Source organism: Butyricicoccus intestinisimiae (assembly GCF_018918345.1).
In the GTDB taxonomy this organism is placed as follows: Bacteria; Bacillota; Clostridia; order Oscillospirales; family Butyricicoccaceae; genus Butyricicoccus_A; species Butyricicoccus_A intestinisimiae.
Map to the genome: position 1 here is coordinate 375,315 of NZ_JAHLQI010000001.1, position 20,411 is coordinate 395,725.

At 43.8% G+C, this 20,411-nt stretch carries 23 protein-coding genes and 2 pseudogenes; 8 read left to right on the forward strand and 17 right to left on the reverse strand.

Going from position 1 to position 20,411, the window contains the following annotated elements; translation table 11 throughout:
* Nucleotides 1-4 precede the first annotated feature (4 nt).
* The 3 genes and pseudogenes from KQI75_RS01880 to KQI75_RS01890 form a co-directional block, all read right to left on the reverse strand.
* Nucleotides 5-2,233 (reverse strand): ComEC/Rec2 family competence protein, encoded by a 2,229-nt coding sequence (locus KQI75_RS01880; RefSeq protein ID WP_216468987.1) that lies wholly within the window; start codon nucleotides 2,231-2,233, stop codon nucleotides 5-7.
* Nucleotides 2,234-2,623: 390 nt separating this feature from the next.
* Nucleotides 2,624-2,926 carry an integrase DNA-binding domain-containing protein gene (locus KQI75_RS01885; RefSeq protein ID WP_216468988.1) on the reverse strand — a complete coding sequence of 101 codons (303 nt, stop codon included), beginning with the start codon at nucleotides 2,924-2,926 and terminating at the stop codon, nucleotides 2,624-2,626.
* A 125-nt stretch (nucleotides 2,927-3,051) separates the two neighbouring features.
* A pseudogene (locus tag KQI75_RS01890) lies at nucleotides 3,052-3,243 on the reverse strand (excisionase); the annotation flags it as partial.
* Nucleotides 3,244-3,671: 428 nt separating this feature from the next.
* Between KQI75_RS01890 and KQI75_RS01895 the strand changes: the two are divergent.
* From KQI75_RS01895 to KQI75_RS01915, 6 genes and pseudogenes are all read left to right on the forward strand, one after another.
* Nucleotides 3,672-3,992, forward strand: a complete 321-nt coding sequence (locus KQI75_RS01895; protein WP_216468989.1) for a hypothetical protein — start codon at nucleotides 3,672-3,674, stop codon at nucleotides 3,990-3,992.
* A gap of 181 nt (nucleotides 3,993-4,173) precedes the next feature.
* Complete coding sequence (locus tag KQI75_RS13535) at nucleotides 4,174-4,326, forward strand: hypothetical protein (protein WP_246566308.1); 153 nt, start codon at nucleotides 4,174-4,176, stop codon at nucleotides 4,324-4,326.
* Between the two features lie 251 nt (nucleotides 4,327-4,577).
* On the forward strand, nucleotides 4,578-5,063 hold the full coding sequence (locus KQI75_RS01905; protein ID WP_330655455.1) for a type II toxin-antitoxin system HicB family antitoxin: 486 nt from the start codon (nucleotides 4,578-4,580) through the stop codon (nucleotides 5,061-5,063).
* 536 nt (nucleotides 5,064-5,599) lie between these two features.
* Nucleotides 5,600-5,881, forward strand: a pseudogene (tnpA, locus tag KQI75_RS01910) (IS200/IS605 family transposase); the annotation flags it as partial.
* Between the two features lie 79 nt (nucleotides 5,882-5,960).
* Entirely contained in the window at nucleotides 5,961-6,029 is a 69-nt protein-coding gene (locus KQI75_RS13735) for a hypothetical protein (RefSeq protein WP_330655475.1), read from the forward strand.
* Between the two features lie 17 nt (nucleotides 6,030-6,046).
* Entirely contained in the window at nucleotides 6,047-7,177 is a 1,131-nt protein-coding gene (locus tag KQI75_RS01915) for a transposase (RefSeq protein ID WP_216468990.1), read from the forward strand.
* A 320-nt stretch (nucleotides 7,178-7,497) separates the two neighbouring features.
* On the opposite strand, the gene KQI75_RS01920 is transcribed toward KQI75_RS01915, so the two are convergent.
* From KQI75_RS01920 to KQI75_RS13805, 4 genes are all read right to left on the reverse strand, one after another.
* Nucleotides 7,498-7,905 (reverse strand): PIN domain-containing protein, encoded by a 408-nt coding sequence (locus KQI75_RS01920; protein ID WP_216468991.1) that lies wholly within the window; start codon nucleotides 7,903-7,905, stop codon nucleotides 7,498-7,500.
* Nucleotides 7,889-8,131 (reverse strand): type II toxin-antitoxin system Phd/YefM family antitoxin, encoded by a 243-nt coding sequence (locus KQI75_RS01925; protein WP_216468992.1) that lies wholly within the window; start codon nucleotides 8,129-8,131, stop codon nucleotides 7,889-7,891. Before KQI75_RS01925 ends, KQI75_RS01920 begins: the two co-directional genes overlap by 17 nt.
* Before the next feature lie 135 nt (nucleotides 8,132-8,266).
* Entirely contained in the window at nucleotides 8,267-8,536 is a 270-nt protein-coding gene (locus tag KQI75_RS01930; RefSeq protein ID WP_216468993.1) for a type II toxin-antitoxin system RelB/DinJ family antitoxin, read from the reverse strand.
* Between the two features lie 243 nt (nucleotides 8,537-8,779).
* Entirely contained in the window at nucleotides 8,780-8,959 is a 180-nt protein-coding gene (locus KQI75_RS13805) for a BsuBI/PstI family type II restriction endonuclease (protein WP_407927180.1), read from the reverse strand.
* On the opposite strand from KQI75_RS13805, the gene KQI75_RS01940 reads away from it, so the two are divergent.
* On the forward strand, nucleotides 8,933-9,196 hold the full coding sequence (locus KQI75_RS01940; RefSeq protein ID WP_330655476.1) for a tyrosine-type recombinase/integrase: 264 nt from the start codon (nucleotides 8,933-8,935) through the stop codon (nucleotides 9,194-9,196). The two genes, KQI75_RS13805 and KQI75_RS01940, sit on opposite strands and share 27 nt — an antisense overlap.
* A 489-nt stretch (nucleotides 9,197-9,685) precedes the next feature.
* On the opposite strand, the gene KQI75_RS01945 is transcribed toward KQI75_RS01940, so the two are convergent.
* From KQI75_RS01945 to KQI75_RS01955, 3 genes are read right to left on the reverse strand one after another with little or no spacing between them, the layout of a single operon-like run.
* The gene (locus tag KQI75_RS01945) at nucleotides 9,686-9,979 is read right to left on the reverse strand and encodes a type II toxin-antitoxin system RelE/ParE family toxin (protein WP_216468994.1); all 294 of its coding nucleotides are present in this window, start codon (nucleotides 9,977-9,979) and stop codon (nucleotides 9,686-9,688) included.
* 3 nt (nucleotides 9,980-9,982) lie between these two features.
* Entirely contained in the window at nucleotides 9,983-10,360 is a 378-nt protein-coding gene (locus KQI75_RS01950) for an AbrB/MazE/SpoVT family DNA-binding domain-containing protein (protein ID WP_216468995.1), read from the reverse strand.
* A gap of 47 nt (nucleotides 10,361-10,407) precedes the next feature.
* The gene (locus KQI75_RS01955) at nucleotides 10,408-11,166 is read right to left on the reverse strand and encodes a DUF5131 family protein (protein WP_216468996.1); all 759 of its coding nucleotides are present in this window, start codon (nucleotides 11,164-11,166) and stop codon (nucleotides 10,408-10,410) included.
* A 794-nt stretch (nucleotides 11,167-11,960) separates the two neighbouring features.
* Between KQI75_RS01955 and KQI75_RS01960 the strand changes: the two genes are divergently transcribed.
* The gene (locus KQI75_RS01960; RefSeq protein ID WP_216468997.1) at nucleotides 11,961-12,341 is read left to right on the forward strand and encodes a hypothetical protein; all 381 of its coding nucleotides are present in this window, start codon (nucleotides 11,961-11,963) and stop codon (nucleotides 12,339-12,341) included.
* A gap of 346 nt (nucleotides 12,342-12,687) precedes the next feature.
* Here KQI75_RS01960 and KQI75_RS01965 read toward each other — a convergent pair whose 3' ends face one another.
* The 7 genes from KQI75_RS01965 to KQI75_RS01995 form a co-directional block, all read right to left on the reverse strand.
* Nucleotides 12,688-13,026 carry a histidine triad nucleotide-binding protein gene (locus tag KQI75_RS01965; protein WP_216468998.1) on the reverse strand — a complete coding sequence of 113 codons (339 nt, stop codon included), beginning with the start codon at nucleotides 13,024-13,026 and terminating at the stop codon, nucleotides 12,688-12,690.
* 49 nt (nucleotides 13,027-13,075) lie between these two features.
* On the reverse strand, nucleotides 13,076-15,715 hold the full coding sequence (alaS, locus tag KQI75_RS01970; protein WP_216468999.1) for an alanine--tRNA ligase: 2,640 nt from the start codon (nucleotides 15,713-15,715) through the stop codon (nucleotides 13,076-13,078).
* A 335-nt stretch (nucleotides 15,716-16,050) separates the two neighbouring features.
* Nucleotides 16,051-17,304, reverse strand: a complete 1,254-nt coding sequence (locus KQI75_RS01975; RefSeq protein WP_407927176.1) for a peptidase U32 family protein — start codon at nucleotides 17,302-17,304, stop codon at nucleotides 16,051-16,053.
* 14 nt (nucleotides 17,305-17,318) lie between these two features.
* A complete protein-coding gene (gene mltG, locus KQI75_RS01980; RefSeq protein WP_216469001.1) occupies nucleotides 17,319-18,392 on the reverse strand; it encodes an endolytic transglycosylase MltG in 1,074 nt (357 codons plus the stop codon).
* Nucleotides 18,393-18,411: 19 nt separating this feature from the next.
* Complete coding sequence (locus KQI75_RS01985) at nucleotides 18,412-19,305, reverse strand: CPBP family intramembrane glutamic endopeptidase (protein WP_216469002.1); 894 nt, start codon at nucleotides 19,303-19,305, stop codon at nucleotides 18,412-18,414.
* Nucleotides 19,295-19,876 carry a 5-formyltetrahydrofolate cyclo-ligase gene (locus tag KQI75_RS01990; protein ID WP_216469003.1) on the reverse strand — a complete coding sequence of 194 codons (582 nt, stop codon included), beginning with the start codon at nucleotides 19,874-19,876 and terminating at the stop codon, nucleotides 19,295-19,297. The genes KQI75_RS01985 and KQI75_RS01990 overlap by 11 nt, the downstream gene beginning before the upstream one ends.
* A complete protein-coding gene (locus tag KQI75_RS01995) occupies nucleotides 19,857-20,396 on the reverse strand; it encodes a DJ-1/PfpI family protein (RefSeq protein ID WP_216469004.1) in 540 nt (179 codons plus the stop codon). The genes KQI75_RS01990 and KQI75_RS01995 overlap by 20 nt, the downstream gene beginning before the upstream one ends.
* Nucleotides 20,397-20,411 lie beyond the last annotated feature (15 nt).

Below are 20,411 nucleotides of genomic sequence, written 5' to 3' on the forward strand. Positions count from 1 at the left end.
GTTTTCACTCCTCTTCTCGCACGGTTTTCCAAATAATTGTTCCGGAAACATAGGGATTGCTCGCCGGAATCCCGTCATAGCTCTCTTTGCTGTTCCAGCCATTTTCTATCACAAGCTGATTAGGACAAATGCGCCGCAAAATTTCGTGCATCTTATCCGCATCTTTCGTAAAACTGCCAGCTACCAGCAAGGTATCACAAGCCAGCGGATACTGTTCCGTCAGCTCCAGCAGCATTTTCTGTGTCAGCGCACGAACCGTTACTATGTTATGCTGTTCCGATTGCATGCGCACAACCAATTTGCGCTCGGTGCGTCCCAAAACAGACAATCCCAGTACCGGATCTCCCACCTGTAATTCGTTCTGCGGCGCGGTTTTATCATACGGGATGTTTTGCTCGCGCAATATTTTCATAAATTTTGGATACACTGCATTCTTTTCGCGGTTTTCCTCCGGCAAAATCACCATATCCACCGGAACTTCCTGCAAAAGCTCACTGGCGTTTCGAGCGGCGGATTTGTCTACAGAAGTCAGTATGAACAAATCAATATTTTGCTGATTGTTCCAATCCATGTATTGTTTGATGTCCTCCACGGCGTCATGGTATCCGGTTGCACTGCAGTCAATTAGCGCCAGTTCATCGCCGCAAGACACCAAAATAGCTTGCCCGTTTCCCTCGGATAAAACAGTAACCGTCCAATCGTCCCACGCCGCATTGCTGCGGGACAGGCTGACGCCAATCAATACGGCTGTTATCATCGGCGTGCATATTCCGAGCACGCGCTTATTCGCCAGCCACAGCATCAAAATCATCAGGATACTGACGAGAACAGACAAAAGAAAATCTACGGTATTCTCACAGTATAGCACACCGAACGGGATTGCTGCAAAGAAATCTCCAATTTGATATACATAATCTGTCAGCCATGCCGCCGGTTTCAGGACGATGCTCGCCAATGGCGCGGAAATGATGCCAAGGACACCACCGAGAAAAAGCAGCGGAAACAGCAAAGAAATAGCCCAAAGTGCCAACAAATTGGAAAAAATCGAAAAGACAGACAAATATCCAAAATGATACAGCAAAAATGGCGTCGTCAATGCGGCGGAGGAAACCGAACAGCCAAGACTTCCCATTACGCCGCGATATACTTTTTTCAATCTGCGCGGTATTCGTTTGGGAACCGAAAAGATATGCTGGTATTTCCAAGCAAAGCACAAAATTCCCAGTGTCGAAGTAAACGATAGCTGCAGGCTGACGGATAACAGCGCATCCGGCAGAACCAGCAAAATAAGCAAGAGCGCGAAAAATAGCGCATTGACACTGTCATATTCTTTTCGCAGGGCAAACGCCAATAAAATCAGCCCATACATCACACAGGCACGAACGACTGACGGTGACCAGCCGACCATGAGATAAAATGCAAGCAGCACAGGAATGCCAAGATACGTGCCGATTTTTCTTCCAAGCAGCAACAGCAGCATCGAAATCAAAAATCCTACATGCAGACCAGACAGTGCAATGACATGCGATAAACCCGCACGCCGCAGGTGATCGGTATCTGTCGTGGTCAGGGCAGTGCGATCTCCGGTTGTCAGGGCGCGCCAAAGGGCAGCCTGCCGCTCGGTTCCGTGCTGCATGTAAACAGCGCGCAATGTTTGCGCAAATGCCTTGGGATAATAGCGCAGAGGCCGATGGCTCGGTGCTGTCACAACCATGCCAAATTCTTCGTTGACGTGTGCCAAAATCGCATAGCCTTGTGAGCGATAATACGAAGCGCGGTCAAATCCCTGCGTTTGATTGGGAATATAAAAGTCAAACGTAGCAGTCAGTTCATCTCCGGGCTTGATGTCCTGCTCCGTCTTGGGCAGGTATGCCAGCGTCCGAAAATTGAGCGGGCATCCGATACGGGAGCCGATGACACGAATTTCCACGCGCTGACCGGTATCATACTGTTTTGGGAAGTCTGTCACTTCAACAATCATGGACTTACTGGTGCCGTCAAGTGCAGCGCAGGGCGCTTGAATCACTGCATGATATGCCTGTGTATAGCAGAGTCCAGACAAGACGCCTGCAAACAACACACAAGCCGGACGGAAAGCAGACCATTTCCATCCGAACAGGAAACATCCTGCGAGCAATGTCAGCGCCAATACCCACGGCAGCGAAAAAGAACGCAAAGCCAGAGCCACACCGGCGGCAAATGCCGCGGAAAACCAAATCACCGGACGCTTCATCGGTATGCCCTCCCCCCTTTTTAGATGGAAAGATCAGTTTACTATTTTTTGTAGTTAAATAAAAATATAATCATTGCATTAAAGCTAAAAAATAAGCGAACAAATAATCAAAATGTATTTTATCTTTTATTTTCAATATGGAATATTATAATAATAAAATATAAATTAAATTTTGTATTTAGATTATTTTTACTTTAATTACGCTAATACCAAAAAACTCAATTATAGAACATTTAATTATAATATGAAAATTGATACGATCACATCACTTAGAACTATACTGCGTTATAATTTAATAAACGTTCACGAGCATTTGGTGTATATATGGTGTATAATATTGGTGTTTGTTCAAATATCATACATATAAAATAAATGCGTTTTTACATCCGCTCAATCCAATGATTTCCGATACAAAGATGATAATTCATCACAAGCTTGTTGAACATTAGAATCCGCATATACATCCAGAGTTACCTGAGCGTTTGAATAACCAGCTAGATACTGTGCACTCTTTACGGACACCCCACCATTAACAATATTAGTAATAAAGGTTTTAGCATATATTGTTACTCGTTTTTGAGTAATTGGATCTGTAAAACGGTATTGATACCCAACATACGATCCCTTTCTTTCGGATTCACCAGTCTTCAGAACACGACCTTTAGAATCCTTTCGTCTACTTGACTTTGGCATTATAGCCTCCTTTCAAACACTAAAGCAAAGATTGACCCATCTTGTAATCTTATTGTATTATATCATGTCAATAATATTGTTACAATAATTGAAAGTCACAAGAATCTTTGCTTAATTATGAAAAATTAAAGGGAATAGCTGTTATTTATGAATTTTTCAAACGCCTTTCGTTTAATAAGGCGTTTATTAGCACTTACATGTAATACAAACGGACAAGTTTCGTCATTTGTAAGTGCTCGGAGTTTGTTCACTCCGATGCTAGAATAGGCAGCAGCTTCTTCTATTGTTAACAAACATTTTTTACAGATTTTTACATCTGTCTTTTTGTGCTCATAAGAGAAACACCTCCATTTCTTTTATGAGAATAACATTTTTCTATTTTCCAACAGCTTTTTGAGAAACAAAGAATGAAAATACCATAAAAATTAAAAAATGAACAAATTATAATAAAATCAAGTAATTATTGTGTAAATACTCAAAAAATCCAAAAAATTAGCTATGTGTAAAGTAATATAACTATACACTGCGTATACATGCAAAATCATTATTTTTCCGAGTTTACAAAAAATTTACATTTATTTTGAATAAATACAAATATCAAGTTTTGTAATGCTGAATTTTAAAATCAGAAAAAAGACAACTTGTGTAGTTAAGTTTACACAGGTTGTCTTTTTTTCGGAATTTAATTCCCAATTTGAGAAATTTGCATATTTCTTATGAATTCAATTGATAGGAGGAAACTATTATGATGAACGAAAATTTGGATCGTAAGGTTCAGGTGGCAAAGGCAGATGTGGAGCTGTCCAGAGGACATCTGGATCGCTTGGATGAAATCGACAATGCGGTGTATCAAATGTGTCAAGTTCTAACAGAAGATGAAGATCTTCCGTGGGGTATGGAATACATTGGAGAAATCGCAGATTTCGCTGCTGGGCTTTTAGTTAAGTGTGGATACAAAGTACGGTTTCCGTGTATTGTCGAAGAAGATAGCGAAGAACATATTGAGGAGTATGTCAAGCTGGACGAAGAATCTATTAAGCAGCTCGAAATACATTCTTTTGGTTAATCTGTTTACACTTTGTTATTTGTAACTATTTTTAGTTGCAACTTCTCTGATTATCGTGTATATTGTTAATAACGAAAGGATATGTTATGGGACAAAAAGAAAAACTCATCCAGCGTCTTAGGTCAAAGCCTAAAAACTTTACATTCGCTCAAACAAAGGCAAAACAAGCGGTTCCCGAGTCATGTTTGTAAGCAACGAACATGGAAGCATATTGCTCCATAAACTGCATCCACAAAAAGAGTTGAAATTCTATCAGCTCAAACAACTGATAGAAATTTTGGAACAGGAGGGTCTTATGTCAACTACCCATCACCTAAAGGTAATGGGCTTGTAACTGCCCAGTCGTAGTAACGGCTTACGCCTCCGACCTTTTATCCCCAATAGGAATTGCTGCCTAAAATGGCGTTACATCACAGGGTGGTTGACAGCACCCTTTACAGACAAGATATACTCATCTGTAACTGTATCAGGTACTAAACTTCCCATGCTATACAGTAGGAATTTTATTACGGATAAGATTTTACGCAATACGCGAGTTTTGTATTGCAACCTCATATCTTGTCAATGCACAAAAGAGTGTCTTTGATGAGCAGCACATCTAACGGTTTTCTCTTTAAAAACTGCTACGGTTATTGTAGCATATTGGGTAATAATTTACAAGGCTCCTCCCACCGCCTAAAGGCAGTGGGAGGAGCCTATGACAAAGGAAGGGATTTATCTATGAATAACACTATTCAATATAAAGGTTATGTTGGAAGTGTTGAATTTTCCGAAGAAAATGGCGTTTTCTATGGAAAGGTTATGGGAATTCGTTCCTTAATCTCTTACGAGGGCGAAAATGCTAAAGAACTTCTGGATGATTTTCACGGTGCTATTGATGATTATCTGGAAACTTGTAAGACCGAGGGAAAAGAACCCGAAATTGCCTTCAAAGGCAGCTTCAATGTTCGACTTTCTCCGGAGTTGCACAAGAAGTTGTTCATTTATGCTACGGCTCACCAGATTTCGATCAATAAATACATCGAAGATACTCTGGCAGATTCTCCAGCCGCACAAATTACTCTCGTGTGATTGAATCTGATAATCGGGCATCTGTTACGATTCGATTTCGCATCTGAGAAGAGATCATCATTAACGAGAAAAAGGACTCAAACTATAATATTACTACGAATTCGTGATTTTGTTAAGTTTTTTACAAAACAATTTATAAATTTACTTGATTTTTTGTTTACAAAATGTTTAAAATTATATACAATTAAACAAATTATATATAGTTCTCCAAAATTTCATCACATGCTTGTGTTGACATATTATCAAAACGAATTAGTTCTTTTCCCATCGTTTCAATAATACTTATTGGAGGAACTGGCATGGAATTAACTTCGATGGAACTCACTTGCGTAGTTCCGTTTAAGATACGATAGTATCTATCATACAATGTAGAATTAAATAGCACATAGAGTCCATAGACAATACACTCTGACAATTCCTGGTCTCCGCATCCGCAGATAAAATTGATAATTAGCCGCCGCACACTCGTGACTTTAGTCGTGAGTTAGGCGGCTTCTGTCATTGTAAAATATGCTCATATGTAGTATAATATAAACATGAATAAAGACATATATTTTTTGACACCAAACGATGTTACACATGGTCGCGGATATGTATACTCCCTGCAATACCATATCGTATGGGTTGCTACATACAGAAAACCTGTATTTATTGGTAAAATCGAGTCAGATGTTAAGAAATATCTGAATGAAATGCTCAAATCCTTGAGTATGGATGTCATTGCAATGGAAGTCATGCCAGACCACATACATCTGCTTGTAAACTGCAAACCGCAGCTTAGGTTGTCAGATGCTGTAAAAATACTCAAATGTAATATCGCCAGATGGTTGTTTTTAAGTCATCCAGAAATCAAAGAACAGCTTTGGGGGTGGGCATTTATGGAATCCATCATACTTTGTGGCAACTGTAAGCAACAGAAGTCTGGAACAGGTCGCAGGCTATAGTAATTCCCAGAAAAACAAATAGGAAAGGAGGTCTGCAGCATGCAAATGTACACCACATACAGTGTAAAAATCAAACATTATAACAGCATTTTCAAAGAGACTGTTGCCATATACAGGCATGCTGTGGACTACATTCTTAATGCCTGCCTTGAAAACTGGGAAGAAAAGCCAAACGGCAAAAGACCTTCACCACCTAAAGCCGGATATGTTTACCCTTCAATGTACCGCTCTGGAATGTATAACCAGACCGGGGACTACACTGCACAGGTTAAGGTATACACCCGCAATACATGGGACTGGATTAACATCAACCTGCGGAAATCCGACATAGACTACATAACTAAACACTGCCATGACCGTAAACAGTGCGCCCCGACGCTCCAGAAACGCGGCCATGAGTGGTTTTTGGACTTTCCGTTTGAAGAAAGACGTACACTCAACGACACCACGGTGTTCAATCAGACTATTGTTGCTGTGGATATTGGCATAAACACGGCCGCCACGGTAAGCGTGATGCAGAGTGATGGCACTATTCTCGGAAGACATTTTTGTAAACTTCCTAAAGAAACAGACCATCTGATGCACAGCATTAACCGTATTAAAAAGGCACAGCAGAATGGAAATAACAAAACACCTAGATTATGGGCAAAAGTCAAAGGCATAAACCATGACATTTCGGTGAAGGCTGCGGAGTTTATTATTAAAACCGCCGCCTCTTACAATGCGGATGTCATTGTATTTGAACATCTCGACAAAATCGGCAGGGTACGCGGTTCAAAGAAACAGCGCATAAGGCTCTGGCGCAGTCAGGAAGTCCAGTCGATTGTGACTAACAAAGCCCACAGGTTAGGCATGCACATAAGCCGTGTCTGTGTATGGGGAACTTCCGCTCTTGCGTATGACGGCAGCGGTCGCATTCTCCGTGGCAAGGATGCCGGTTTTAATGCCTATCAGATATGTAAATTCCCAAATGGGAAAATATATAACTGTGATCTGTCTGCATCATATAACATTGGTGCCAGATATTTTATACGTGAGATTATAAAATCCATGGATGAGAGTTCATGGTTGCTCATTGAGGCAAAAATTCCTCAGTGCAGTAAGAGAAGCACCTGCACGTTTGCTACATTAATTAACCTTAACGCGGAGCTTATGTCCTTAGTGGCATAAGATTTCTGAGTTAAGGCTGTACATGCAGAAACGCAGTCCCTGTCTCCTAAAGAGACTACGTGTATTTTATACACTTATGGGGAAGCACGCGACTTTAGTCGTGTGAGGCTTCACATACATACTATAAATTTGTTTTTTCTCCCTAGATCATGTGTACCATACATGATACTACAACACATGATACCCCATGATGAAGCCACGGTTGAAGGAAAAATATTGGCATTCTGTTCTGTCCCCCGCTCTCGTGATGATTTTCTGAAAAATGAATATAAAAAAGTCGAGATGTATTTCTACACCTCGACTTGAGCAGTATCATTGTTTTAGATTCTTGCTAGAAGTTCAGTCGGCATTAACGCCATAACTTTGCTTTGAGTAAAATCCTTCAGATTTCTTGTGATAATATAATCAGCATGAACAGATTCAGCAGTTGCACTTTGAACAGCATCCTCAAAATCTTTCCATTTCATGTTCACAGCTCTCTCCAACACAGTAGAACCAAAGTCCGCAAATTCAAAAATGAGGTTCAACTTGCGAAACACTTCTTCAATCCGGTCTGGATCAAGCTGCTTTCTCATGACATACATCATATTCGCATAGGTCAATGTAGAGATATATCCTTTTGCCTGTTCCGTCTCGCAGATCTTCCAAATCATCGAAGAATCTTTGACGAATCCTGGTCGATTCAGAAGAACATCCAGCACAATATTGGTATCAATCAACAGAACCATACTTTTCCCTCATGCTTTCCGCCTTGACTTCATCCAAATTATAGTCCTCCTTCAGAATTCCAGTAAGAGAATCTGTTAGATAAGATACAGCAGCATCTTTCGGAATGAAACGACCAACTTCCCGTCCGTTCTTTGTTACAATAATTTCCTGTCCAGACATCACAAGATTCAGATACCTTCCGAAATTATTCTGCATTTCAGTTGCAGTTGCGGTTGCAGTAATCATACCATCGCCTCCTTGTTTTAGCTAATTTAATTATACTATAAATTAGCTATTTTATCAACTGATTTAGAAAAATTTCTTCACTGCATTTAATTAAATCCAGAAACTCTTATTCTGTCTATATCAATATCTTTCAATTTAAGCGTTAAGAGCCTCCATCATGTCTGCAACACTATTAAACGGACCATGCATGTCCTCATCATTTTCCGCTACTTTCATTGCCTGATAAGTTGTTTCATTTGGCTCGTCTATACGCACTTCAAACGGTAGACCATGATAGCGTAATGCTTGACGATAGAAAATACCTGTAGCAGTGCTCAAATCCATTCCTAATGACTGAAAAAGTTCGGCTGCCTGTCGCTTCAGCTCCGGCTCAATGCGCAGAGTCATATTCTTTTTAGTTGCCATAGAAAATACTCCTCTTAAAATGCATTGTTTATATCTTATATTTAATATTATGCACTATATTTATTTGCTTTGCAAGTGCAATGCAAATATTTTTTGCTTTATAATATAGGGTACAAAACCCACTACCTTTAGGTGAGGGTAGTTCACATATCAGTCTTTAGGTAGTGGCCAAGACAAAAGCCGGGATGTATTTTTACACCTCGGCTTGAGTGGTATTGTAAGATCTTTTATCAGTTCACGGCTTTAGTCGTAGGTTACTGACTTTCGCGGTCCTAAAAATTTATCGCCATTTAGATGAATCATATGATCTGGCATATCGGCAATCCAAACTTCCGTTTCCCACGCAAGAGATTCTGAAAACTGCTTGATGCTATCAATGCTTATCTTCCCTGTCGGATTGAACCTAAAGCCAACGATAAGGATTCATTGTTTATAAGCCGGAACAGAAATCGAATCACAAAATGTACTGTAGAACTACTTCTTGTGAAAAAATACATTGCTGCCGCGGGGCTGGATTCAGCAAAATATTCTGCTCACAAATTACGACACACAGCAGCCACCTTAATGTATCAAAGCACCGGTGATGTTCGTGTTTTAAAGGAAGTTCTTGGTCATAGTAATTTAAATACAACGCAAATTTATGTTCATGTGAATGATTAGAATATAAAGAATGCACTTGAAAGCAACCCGCTGGCTAATATCACCGTAAACGAAAATCATAATCCTTAAAAAATACCCTCTGGTGCAGGAAAATCTCACTACATCAGAGGGTGTTCGTTGTTTAACAAGAAAATCAACTTATGCCACAATAAATCGTATAATCTTGTTATTTTTTCTTAAGTTTTTTAAAAATACGATAAATTTTAAGAAATGAGTTTTTAATTCGATCCGGCAAACTCACGTAATCATCCGGCAAATATGTTGAATCTCGTTTTTCCGTCTTTGGAAGAGGTTTCATCTGAATCACCAAATGAGAATGCTTCAAATAAGTGATTTCAAACCGGTATTCATAATGCACTAAATTACTAATTTCAAAAAAGTGTGGATATTCTTCGTATTTATTAAGAAAACAGCAATACAATATATTATCTCTAATAAGCAAGAGCATCTATCGGAAAAATCTGATAGATGCTCTTGCTATATCCGTCATTATCTTTTTATGTATCTTTTTAGTTCATTATAGAAATTTTCTCTGGTTCCGGCCATAACAACAACGACCAATTCGCCATCTATGTGCTCAATTGTATATGCGAGTTCATAATTGGTCTTGTTATAATAAATATCATAACCATAAAAATCCCTCAAATCACCACTTTTTGCTTCGCCTATTGTATAATCTTCTCTAATTTTGTCAATAGCTTCTTGATACAATTTCTTTAGTTTTTTGTCCTTCAACTTCTTAATAAACTTTGCTGCCGGAGGATCAAATCGTACTGGTAGCATGAATCAATCCTCCGTTCCAAAAACATCTTCATAGGTTGCATATTCAGCTTTACCTGCCGCAATATCCTCAGCGTTAGCAAGCATTGCTTCTGCAGCTGGTCTAATCTGTGCCTGACGTTTTTTGAACTCTGCAAGCAGTTTTTCTCCAGATAAGCCTTCCTTAATTAAATCGGCCAGAATCTGTTCAGCAAATTCACCACCTGCAACCGTCTTAATTGGACGAATAATAAGCTCACCACCTCGCACAACGCATTCTGCCTCATCACCAAATCCAAGCGATTTATAAAACTTTTGCGGAATTGTGATCTGTCGCTTTGAAGAAATACTAAGAACTTTTCTGTTCATTTTTGTGTTCCCTCTTTCTGTTACAGTTGTAGGCATAAATACTACCTCTTTCTTATCTTATGCAAACACATTTCTTTGCATTCCTATTTCTTGGTTTCTTTACTTCTGATTTTATTATAAAGGTTAGTATCACGAAAGTCAATGGCTTGATAATACCTATCAAGCCATTCCTGACCTTTTTCGCTTTCCCATGTTGTTCTATCCCATAGGAGTTCTCTAAACATATTTTCTTCACCCACTATCGGGACAAGACTATCTTTCATGAAAACTGTGATGTTACTTTCAATACAGGTCTTCACAATCTCATCCAGCCAACTCTTTTCTGGAACAACTTTATCCTTCCGATTGCCAGTCTCTGCTCCTATAATAACCCACTGTGCAAAAGTATCACACATTTTTCCAATTTCGCCGCTATAATCTCTTAGTATCGGCTCAATGCTCACAAATGTATGCCATGCGCCTCCCCAAAAGAAATTTTCATCTGGTGTTGTAGCTGTGGTTCCATACCACATATTAGCTTTAGCTGGAAGCTTACCAGCCAAAGCCAAAGTCAAGTATCTCTTTGGATTTTTAGTGAGAAATAAATATGTATGCTGCAGTGCTCTCTCACATGCCGCAAAGACTTCTTCAATCCATTCATCTGGCACCCATGAGCCGAACAGATCAGCCATGCTACACACGAAAATGGTTCGTCCTTTTTTCTTTTCATATTCAGTGAGGCGATAGCGATGAAACGTCGGAACAAATCCATATGGATATGCTTCTGCTTTCTTGCTTTCTTCTGCATAAATTTTGTTATCGAGAACACGAATTTCATTCTCGCTCAGATCCTCTCTATCCATCTTCGTACAGTGTTTTCATCAGCATCATACGCAAAACGTTCGCTGAGATTGAGATGATACCAATCCTGTTTATCATCTAAAGCCAGTGTTCGCAGTCTATCTAAAGGGATTCTTTTTACACTTATCTTCTCCAAATCTTTTTCATATTTTGCTAAAGAATTTGCTCGTTTGCTGTTTACCGCTTTTTTTTGGCAGCCAACTTTCGTTTCTCAACTTTTTCACGGACCAATCTGTATTCTTCCGTCTGAATGACAGCATTTACCTTTTGGGCAATCTGTATGCAGATACAGATCGAAAGGATAAAGCAGAACAGGAATTATTCCGATCAAAGAAAATCTATGAGCGGTTGGTGGCGGAAAATCAATCAACCTATTTGATAGATCTGGCAAAAGCCTGCTACTGTTTAGGTATCGTGTATGCATATACACGAACTGTCCAGAATTGGCAAATGAAGAATTCTGCAGATCAAGAGACCTCTTTGAACAGGACTCCAAAATCCATCAGTTTATTAAATTTAGATGAGGAAGATCTATAAGAACCTGATTATTCAAATACGTGTGTTCGTTATTTAAAGGAAGAACTCAAACATTAATTTGTTTGAGTTCTTTTTTTAGTTTATTTATTTTCCGAGATTAGAATTTAATTTCTAATTTTGCTCACAATCAAAGGAAAGAACAATAAACATCAGAGACTTATGAAGTCATCTGAGCAGAATACCAAATTTGTTTTAGTAGATTTTTTATTGACTGTTTCCACATATTTTTTATGAATTTATTAAATAGGAGGAAATTATCATGATGAACAAGAATGCAAAGGTGGTCAATCTGACCCCGCACGCAATAACTGTAGTCCGCGAATGCGAGACATCCGACGGAGGATTGGAAACATTTGCTGTCCACGAGCCTTCTGGGCGTATGGCTCGCTGCACATCAAAAACTGTGCAGACTGGAACTATCAATGGAATCCCAATCACTAAGACTGTCTTTGGTGACATTCAGCTTGTGGACGGTGAAGGCAATGTTTATCCAATGCCGGAAATCTGCGATGATACGATTTATATCGTATCCGCTCTGGTCGCACGGGCCAGTGATCGTCCAGATTTTTTCATCGTGAACGAAACTGTTCGTGATGAAAAGGGACGGATTATTGGATGCAAATCCTTTGCTCGCGTATAACGTGGCATTCATCATTCATGAAAGAAGCCAAGCATTATTAAATGCCTGGCTTCTTTCCCTTTGCAATTAACAAGCAGGGAAGTTGGCTATAATACCAATAATCCCGGCTAGATGATAAACAAGAAAAATCAATCTTATGCAATTGGTGTAAACTTGGTGTAAGGATTAAATTTTACTTTAAGTTTTCATCACGTTTTTACACAAAATCTGCCTTAAACAGCCGATAAATGTCTCTACATTGCGCTGTATCGCTTACTCATCCACTTCTTCCAGCATTTTAGATAGAAAGCGAGGTGGTGTTCCTTTTCCGGAACACCACCTCAGTTGTATCAACAAACTATGCGCATTAGCCTGGAGGCCATGTCATATCACGGCCGGACAGAACATGAAAATGCAGATGGAATACACTCTGCTGTGCCTGTTCCCCAATGTTGGAGACAATGCGAAAGCTTTCAATGCCCTTTTCCTTTGTGATTTTTGCAATTGCTTCAAAGCACTTTGCGACAATCATGCTGTTTTCCGGTGTTACTGCGGCAGCAGACGGGATATGCTGCTTGGGAATCACCAAAAAATGAGAAGGTGCCGCCGGAGCAATATCATTGAATGCATAGCAGTATTCGTCTTCGTAGACCTTTACGGACGGAATTTCGCCGGAAATGATCTTGCAAAACAAACAATCAGTCATTACCACAAACCTCCTTTATTGAAGGAAAAAGAATATAAAATTCTTATGATTACTTAACAATACCGGCAACTACAGAACAAACTGCCTGCAGTGCCTCATCCAGCTTCTCCGGCTTCTTGCCGCCTGCGGATGCGGAGTCCGGACGACCGCCGCCGCCACCGCCGCACAGCTTTGCAACTTCCTTGATGATCTTGCCAGCGTGTGCACCAGCCTTGACAGCATCCTTGCCAGCTACACACAGCAGCTGAATCTTGCTCTCACCGGTAACCGTTGCCAGAACAGCAACGCCATTTGCATTGCGCTCCTTGAGGATGTCACCAATCGAACGCATAACCTCCGGCGTGTCATCAAGCTTGGCTGCGATAACAGAAACGCCGTTGACGTCTTCTGCAGCGTTCAGCAGTTCAGATAGCTTCATCTCTGCAATCTTGCTGTTCAGGCTGTCTACATTGCGCGTCAGACCGCGAATTTCTTCAACGACCTGATCCGCACGCTGAACCAGATCGGTCGGGGTGGTCTTGAGTGCTGCTGCCGTGTCGTTCAGGGTCTTCTGGCGCTCCTCAAACAGCTCCAAGAACTTGCGGCCGGTCAGTGCTTCGATACGGCGCACACCAGCGGCAACAGAAGCTTCGCTGACAATCTTGAACATGCCTGCCTTTGCCGTGTTGTCCAAATGGGTGCCACCGCAGAATTCGATGGATACATCACCGGCGCGAACAACGCGAACGATGTCGCCGTACTTTTCTCCGAATAGAGCCATTGCGCCGAGCTTCTTTGCCTCTTCAATCGGCATCTCGTCGGTGCGAACTTCCAGACCTTCCAGAATGATATTGTTGACGATGCTTTCGACCTTTGCAATCTCTTCCGGCGTCATAGCGGCAAAGTGTGTGAAGTCGAAACGAACATGGTCAGCATCGGTGTACGAACCGGCCTGTTCTACATGGCTGCCCAGTACCTGACGCAGAGCTTCCTGCAACAGATGGGTTGCGGTATGAGAACGGCAGATTGCCTGACGGCGTTCCTTGTCAACCTTGCATACCAGCGTGTCGCCGCGGCTGACAACACCGCTCTTTACAACACCGGAGTGCAGATAAATGCGGCCGTCGCCGTTTTTCTGTACATTGGTAATTTCAATCTCGCAGTCACCGTGGGACATGGTGCCGTAATCCGGTACCTGACCGCCCATCTCAGCGTAGAACGGGGTCTTATCCAGAACAACGGTTACCTTGGAACCGGCGCGAACCGCATCCGTGCTCTCGCCTTCAGAAACCAGAGCGAGTACATTGCCCTCTGCTTCCAGCTGCGTGTATCCGCAGAATTCGGTCTTGAGAGACTTGTCCAGACCCAGATCTTCGGAAGCCCAGCCGACATCGCCCATGCGCTTGCGGTCCTCACGGGAACGTTCCTTCTGCTCCTGAATCAGAGCGTCAAAGCCGTCGCGATCGGTGCTCATGCCCTGTTCTTCCAGAATTTCAATTGTCAGATCAATCGGGAAACCGTAGGTATCATGCAGCTTGAATGCATCGGCAGCCGGAAGCTCCTTAGAACCTGCATTCTTTGCCTTCTCGATCATATCGTGCAGAATGGACAGACCAGCGTCAACCGTTGCATCGAAGCGCTCTTCCTCCACCTGAATAACCTTGCGAATGTACTCCTGCTTCTCAATCAGAGCCGGATATGCGCCGCCGCTTTCGTGAATAACCGTATCACATACCTTGTACAGGAACGGCTCGTTGATGCCGAGCAGCTTGCCATGACGGGCAGCGCGGCGCAGCAGACGGCGCAGCACGTAGCCGCGGCCTTCGTTGGACGGGATAACGCCGTCGCAAATCATCATAACTGTGGAACGGATATGGTCGGTGATAACGCGCAGAGATACATCGGTCTTGTACGATTCGCCGTACGTCTTGCCGGAAATCTTAGACACGTGATCCGTAATATTCTTAACGGTATCTACATCGAACAGGGAATCTACGTCCTGCATAACAACAGCCAAACGCTCCAAGCCCATGCCGGTGTCGATGTTTTTCTGAATCAGGTCGGTGTAGTTGCCGTGGCCATCATTGTTGAACTGGGAGAATACGTTGTTCCATACTTCCATATAACGGTCGCAGTCACAGCCTACGGTACAACCCGGCTTGCCGCAGCCATACTTTTCGCCGCGGTCAAAATAAATCTCCGAGCACGGACCGCACGGACCGGAGCCATGCTCCCAGAAGTTATCTTCCTTGCCAAAACGGAAAATGCGATCCGCCGGCACACCGATCTTCTTGTTCCAAATCTCAAATGCCTCGTCATCGTTTTCATAGATAGACGGGTACAGACGATCTTCCGGAATTTCCATTACCTTGGTCAGAAACTCCCAGCTCCAAGTGATGGCTTCTTCCTTGAAGTAATCGCCAAAAGAGAAGTTGCCGAGCATTTCGAAGAAGGTGCCGTGACGAGCGGTCTTGCCTACATTCTCGATGTCGCCGGTACGGATACATTTCTGGCAGGTCGTCACGCGGCGGCGCGGCGGCTCCTGCTCACCGGTAAAGTACGGCTTCAGCGGTGCCATGCCGGAATTGATCAGCAGCAGGGACTTATCGCCCTGCGGGATCAACGAAAAGCTCGGCAGACGCAGATGGCCTTTTGATTCAAAGAATTCGAGAAACTTTTCACGAATCTCATTCAAACCCATGTAATGCATACATTTGCCTCCATATGATATTAAAATAAATTTTAAACAACCGATATCCGTCATACAAACAAAAAAGCCCTCGCCCCAACAATAGGGGCGAAGGCTATAGCTCTACGCGGTACCACCCTAATTTGCCGCTGTGCGGCATCTCAGTGAGCCCTTAACGCGGGCAGACGACTCGGTTTATTCCGAATAGCTCAGAAGCAGCTGACCGTGTTCCGCTCTGCAAGGCTTCCACCGTCCCCTGCTCTCTAGTAGGCTTATCCACTGTCTCATTTCGTCATCGCCATTTTGGTTGTATAACAAATTTTATTATACAGTTTTTCCACGAGATGTCAAGGGTGTTATGCTTTTTTAATCGGATTTGCCGCTTTTTCCTTGCGCAGAATCGAGAACTCCGAAACCTGGAACGGGAATTTGAGATGAATGCGCATCATTGCCGAACGCGCCGCATCCAGCACTTCGCCGTCATCGTTGGTCATGTTCTCGACCTTAAACGAGTAAACCGGCTTGCCCGGCTGCATCAGTTCCAGTGTGTCGCCGCTGAAGAATCGGTTTTTCAGAACAAAAACCGCGTTGCCATCCTCATCGCAGCTGTCAAACAGACCGGAGATTTCCCAGTCTCGAATGTACATGACATCCGGATAGTACTGACCCTTCGGATCTCTGCCGAAGTAGAAGCCGGTAAAATACTCGCGGTGGCTGATTTTTCCGATTTCTTCTCGAATGTCCTCCGGAACCTTAAAATCCGGTGTCGGATTTTCAAAATATGCATCAATGGCGCGGCGATACGACGCGGTAATACCTGCGGTGTAATACGCTGTCTTGGCGCGGCCTTCGATTTTGAACGAGGTGACACCTGCTTCAATCAGCTCCGGAATGTGGTCAATCATGCACATATCTTTGGAATTGTACAGATACGTGCCGCGCTCGTCCTCATCGACCGGAAAATACTGTCCCGGGCGCTTTTCTTCCATCAGCGCGTATTTCCAGCGGCACGACTGCGCACAGGCGCCGTGGTTCGCATCTCTGCCGGTTGTATAGTTGGAAATCAGACAGCGGCCGGAGTACGAAATGCACATCGCTCCGTGCACAAAACATTCGATCTCCACCTCCGGCGGGATGTGGTCGCGGATGGTTTTGATTTCTTTCAGTGTCAGCTCACGTGCCAATACAATGCGCTCAGCGCCCATATCCACCCAGAACTGCGCCGCCTCATAGTTGAGGATGCTGGCCTGCGTGCTGATGTGCAGCGGCATGTTCGGAACAATACGCTTTGCTACGCGAATGACGCCCAAATCCGACACGATAATCGCATCGGCATGATAGAGATACAGCTTTTTCAGATACTCCTCCAGCTCCGGAAACTCCGGAGATCTGGGAGAAATATTGACCGTCACATAGATTTTGACACCGCGCTCATGCGCATAGGCGATGCCATCGCGCAGCTCTTCATCCGAAAAATTGCCGGATGCCGCGCGCATGCCAAAGTGTTTTCCGGCGAGATATACTGCATCTGCGCCGTACGCAATGGCGTACTTCAGGCGCTCCATATCTCCTGCCGGCGCCAAAACTTCAGGTTTGTTCATATTATCCATTCCATTCTTACGTTTTAATTAGATTTCGCTTCTGCTTCGAGCTGAGCAATGTTTTTGTTGTGGTCTGCCAGTGTCTTTGCATACAAATGCTTGGTTCCGGCATCATCTGCGACAAAGTAATAATAATCGGTCTGGTTCGGGTTTGCCGCCGCCTCGAGTGCATCCATACCCGGATTGCAAATCGATCCCGGCGGCAGTCCCTTGGATGTATACGTGTTATACGGGCTGTCCGATTTCAAATCTGCTTTGGTCAGATTTTTGTGTCCGACTGCGTATACAACCGTCGTGTCCATGTTCAGATACGGATATTCGGATGCATTGTTCAATCGGTTGTGGATGACACTGGATACGTTGTACATGTCCTCGGAATTGACGGATTCCTTCTGTGTGATCGACGCGATAATTACCATGTCAGAGACGGACAAATCCTTTTCCTTGCAGATCTGCGCCAGGCTCTTGCCGTTGGATGCATCATTGAGCTTGTTTTCAAAGTTGCCGAGCATCTTGTTGATGATCGTATCCGCAGAATCGCTGAGATAAAATTCATATGTATCCGGGAACAGGTATCCCTCCAACCGATTGGTCTGATTGCCCAGATCGTCCGGCAGGAAATCGTAGTTAAACGTATCGTTCTGCAGTGCAGACTGAAGCTCCTGCTTGGAGCTGAGTCCGTTTTTAACCAGTGTATCAACAATTTCGTTGACGGTATAGCCTTCCGGAATGGTGACAGTCACCGTGCTCTTACTGGTCAGACGAATCTGGTTAACAATGGCGCGGTAGTCCATGTTGGAGTTGAGCGTCCACATACCCGGACGGAACTCAACGTCTTTATAAACTGTGCTGGTAAACAGATGGAACAACGAGCCGTAATGAATCACGCCGCTTTTATCCAGCAGCTTGGATACCTCGCCCACCGTTGCATCCTCCGGAATGGTAACTGTGATGTCTTTGTCCGGCTTTGCAAGGGCAAAGAGGTCATTGCTCAGCAAAATACCGCTTCCTGCCAGCACGGCGGAAATGACAAAAATCGTCACCAGATACTTGATGGTACCGCCGATACGCTTTTTCTTTTTTTTGTTCGATTTCATATCTCTATCCTTTCTGATGTTATTTTAGGACAATTCGAATGATAAAGCTGGAAATAAAGATGAAAAATCCCGGATTAACGACACAATCTCGCACGGCATCCCATTTTGTCGATGGATTTGGCTTCATCTTGCGTAAATTCCCGCGCTGAATCTGGGTTTCCAGCGAACGCAGCGTCAAATACAGCGTCAGCAGGAATAAAATCACGTTGATAAACGTGAAGTATTTCCAGATGCCAAAGGAACTGTACAAATGAATCAGATAATTGATAATGTAATAATAACAGTTGTTGATGATGTGCGCAAGGATTGCTGGCCAGATGGAGTCAAACATGTAAACCAAATAGGCATAGGCACAGCCGGCAATCAGCGGGCCAACAAAGCTGAGCAAAGAGCCGTGCAGCATGGCAAAGCAGACACCGCTCAGCACGATGCTGACAACGGTTCCCGCCCTGCACTCAAAAGAGGAAAACAAGGCGCCGCGCACAAACAATTCTTCCACAATGGGAGAGAACACAACAATGCCCAGAAAGCTGAGGAAACCGTAATGATTTCCCGCGCCGCTTGTCGTAATCATCGCGCTGATGTCAATGTCGTTCGCACCGCACACAACATAAGCGACCAAATTGCTGAGAAACGACAAAAAAGAAACCGCAAGGGCAAATTTTACCGTAAATCCAAAGTACACAGGCAGCTTGTCCGGCTGCTTTTCCCATCGAAAATTCAGCCGGAAATTTTGATCTTGGGATTTATACAAGCAATATGTCGGCGGAACAAACGCTAAAAGTTCAATGAGAACAATGCCAAGGGATGGAAAACGGGAAAAAACAAAGTCAAATCCCATGCCGCACACCATCAAGATGACAAAGCTGGCGAACAGCATCAGACCCGGCAAAATTGTTGCTTTATTTTTCATAAACGCGCATCACCTCGTTTTCTGTCACCACGCAGTCGCAGTGCATATCGTGCTGTTCTGCGGGAACCTGCTGCAAAAATCGTTCCTGCGCGCACAGCACCATGCGGCAGGCAGCTGTCTGCGGGAGAAATCGGTCATAAAATCCGCCGCCGTATCCCAATCGGATGCCGGACGCATCGCAGGCGAGCGCAGGCACCAAACACAGGTCAATTTCTTCCGGTGCGATTTCCGGACACTGCTCTCCCGGCTCCGGAATGCCAAATGTCTGCTCGGTCAAATCCGCTTCCGAGCAGATTTGACGGGCAATCATGCGATGTCCCTTCAAACATTTGGGTACACAGACGCGCTTGCCGCGCTGCCGCGCATTGGCGAGAATCGCATGGGTGTCGATTTCCTCGTCTGTCGACCAGTACGCAAAAATCGTTTGCGCCTGCCGATACTCCGGACTGTTTATCACGTGCTGACAGATTTGTCTGTCAATCGCCTGTTTTTGCTGTCTCGGTGTCTCTCTGCGCAGCCGCAGCAGCTCGCCGCGCAGCTGCTTCTTTTGCTCAGCGACTCTCGATTCCATGGCGAACCTTCTCCACTGCCTCAGCACCGCGCAGAACTTCAACCATCTTGAGTCCCAATTCGATGGATGCCGCCGCGCCGCATGCGGTAATGATCTTGCCGTCCACGCATACCATGCAGTCCTTACGCACCTGCGCCTTGCCCATCTTCTCGTCTACGCTGAAATGGCAGACAGCCTGTTTTCCGTCCAGCACGCCTTTGGCAGCGAGAACGGACGGTGCCGCACAAATGGCGGTCATGTAGCAGTCATGCTCCATGCAATATGCAATCGCACTGTCAATGACTGGCTTGTCGAAATAATTTTTGGTTCCGGGACCACCCGGCAAAAAAATCATCTCACAGTCGGACAAATCCAGCTGCTCCGGCGTAATGTCTGCTTCAATCGTAAAACCGAGCTTGCTCGTGATGGTCTTTCCGGTCACGCCGACACGCGTAAACGGAATGCCCGCACGGGACAGCATATCCAGCGGTGCAATCAGCTCGGTGTCCTCATAGCCGTCTACATGAAAAACATATACCATGCCTGTCTGCCTCCT

Coding starts and splice junctions, on each gene's coding strand:
- KQI75_RS01880 (WP_216468987.1), bottom strand. CDS start 2,233: ATGAAGCGTCCGGTGATTTGGTTTTCCGCGGCATTTGCCGCCGGTGTG.
- KQI75_RS01885 (WP_216468988.1), bottom strand. CDS start 2,926: ATGCCAAAGTCAAGTAGACGAAAGGATTCTAAAGGTCGTGTTCTGAAG.
- KQI75_RS01895 (WP_216468989.1), top strand. CDS start 3,672: ATGATGAACGAAAATTTGGATCGTAAGGTTCAGGTGGCAAAGGCAGAT.
- KQI75_RS13535 (WP_246566308.1), top strand. CDS start 4,174: ATGTTTGTAAGCAACGAACATGGAAGCATATTGCTCCATAAACTGCAT.
- KQI75_RS01905 (WP_330655455.1), top strand. CDS start 4,578: ATGAGCAGCACATCTAACGGTTTTCTCTTTAAAAACTGCTACGGTTAT.
- KQI75_RS01915 (WP_216468990.1), top strand. CDS start 6,047: ATGCAAATGTACACCACATACAGTGTAAAAATCAAACATTATAACAGC.
- KQI75_RS01920 (WP_216468991.1), bottom strand. CDS start 7,905: ATGGTTCTGTTGATTGATACCAATATTGTGCTGGATGTTCTTCTGAAT.
- KQI75_RS01925 (WP_216468992.1), bottom strand. CDS start 8,131: ATGATTACTGCAACCGCAACTGCAACTGAAATGCAGAATAATTTCGGA.
- KQI75_RS01930 (WP_216468993.1), bottom strand. CDS start 8,536: ATGGCAACTAAAAAGAATATGACTCTGCGCATTGAGCCGGAGCTGAAG.
- KQI75_RS01945 (WP_216468994.1), bottom strand. CDS start 9,979: ATGCTACCAGTACGATTTGATCCTCCGGCAGCAAAGTTTATTAAGAAG.
- KQI75_RS01950 (WP_216468995.1), bottom strand. CDS start 10,360: ATGCCTACAACTGTAACAGAAAGAGGGAACACAAAAATGAACAGAAAA.
- KQI75_RS01955 (WP_216468996.1), bottom strand. CDS start 11,166: ATGGATAGAGAGGATCTGAGCGAGAATGAAATTCGTGTTCTCGATAAC.
- KQI75_RS01960 (WP_216468997.1), top strand. CDS start 11,961: ATGATGAACAAGAATGCAAAGGTGGTCAATCTGACCCCGCACGCAATA.
- KQI75_RS01965 (WP_216468998.1), bottom strand. CDS start 13,026: ATGACTGATTGTTTGTTTTGCAAGATCATTTCCGGCGAAATTCCGTCC.
- alaS (WP_216468999.1), bottom strand. CDS start 15,715: ATGCATTACATGGGTTTGAATGAGATTCGTGAAAAGTTTCTCGAATTC.
- KQI75_RS01975 (WP_407927176.1), bottom strand. CDS start 17,304: ATGGATAATATGAACAAACCTGAAGTTTTGGCGCCGGCAGGAGATATG.
- mltG (WP_216469001.1), bottom strand. CDS start 18,392: ATGAAATCGAACAAAAAAAAGAAAAAGCGTATCGGCGGTACCATCAAG.
- KQI75_RS01985 (WP_216469002.1), bottom strand. CDS start 19,305: ATGAAAAATAAAGCAACAATTTTGCCGGGTCTGATGCTGTTCGCCAGC.
- KQI75_RS01990 (WP_216469003.1), bottom strand. CDS start 19,876: ATGGAATCGAGAGTCGCTGAGCAAAAGAAGCAGCTGCGCGGCGAGCTG.
- KQI75_RS01995 (WP_216469004.1), bottom strand. CDS start 20,396: ATGGTATATGTTTTTCATGTAGACGGCTATGAGGACACCGAGCTGATT.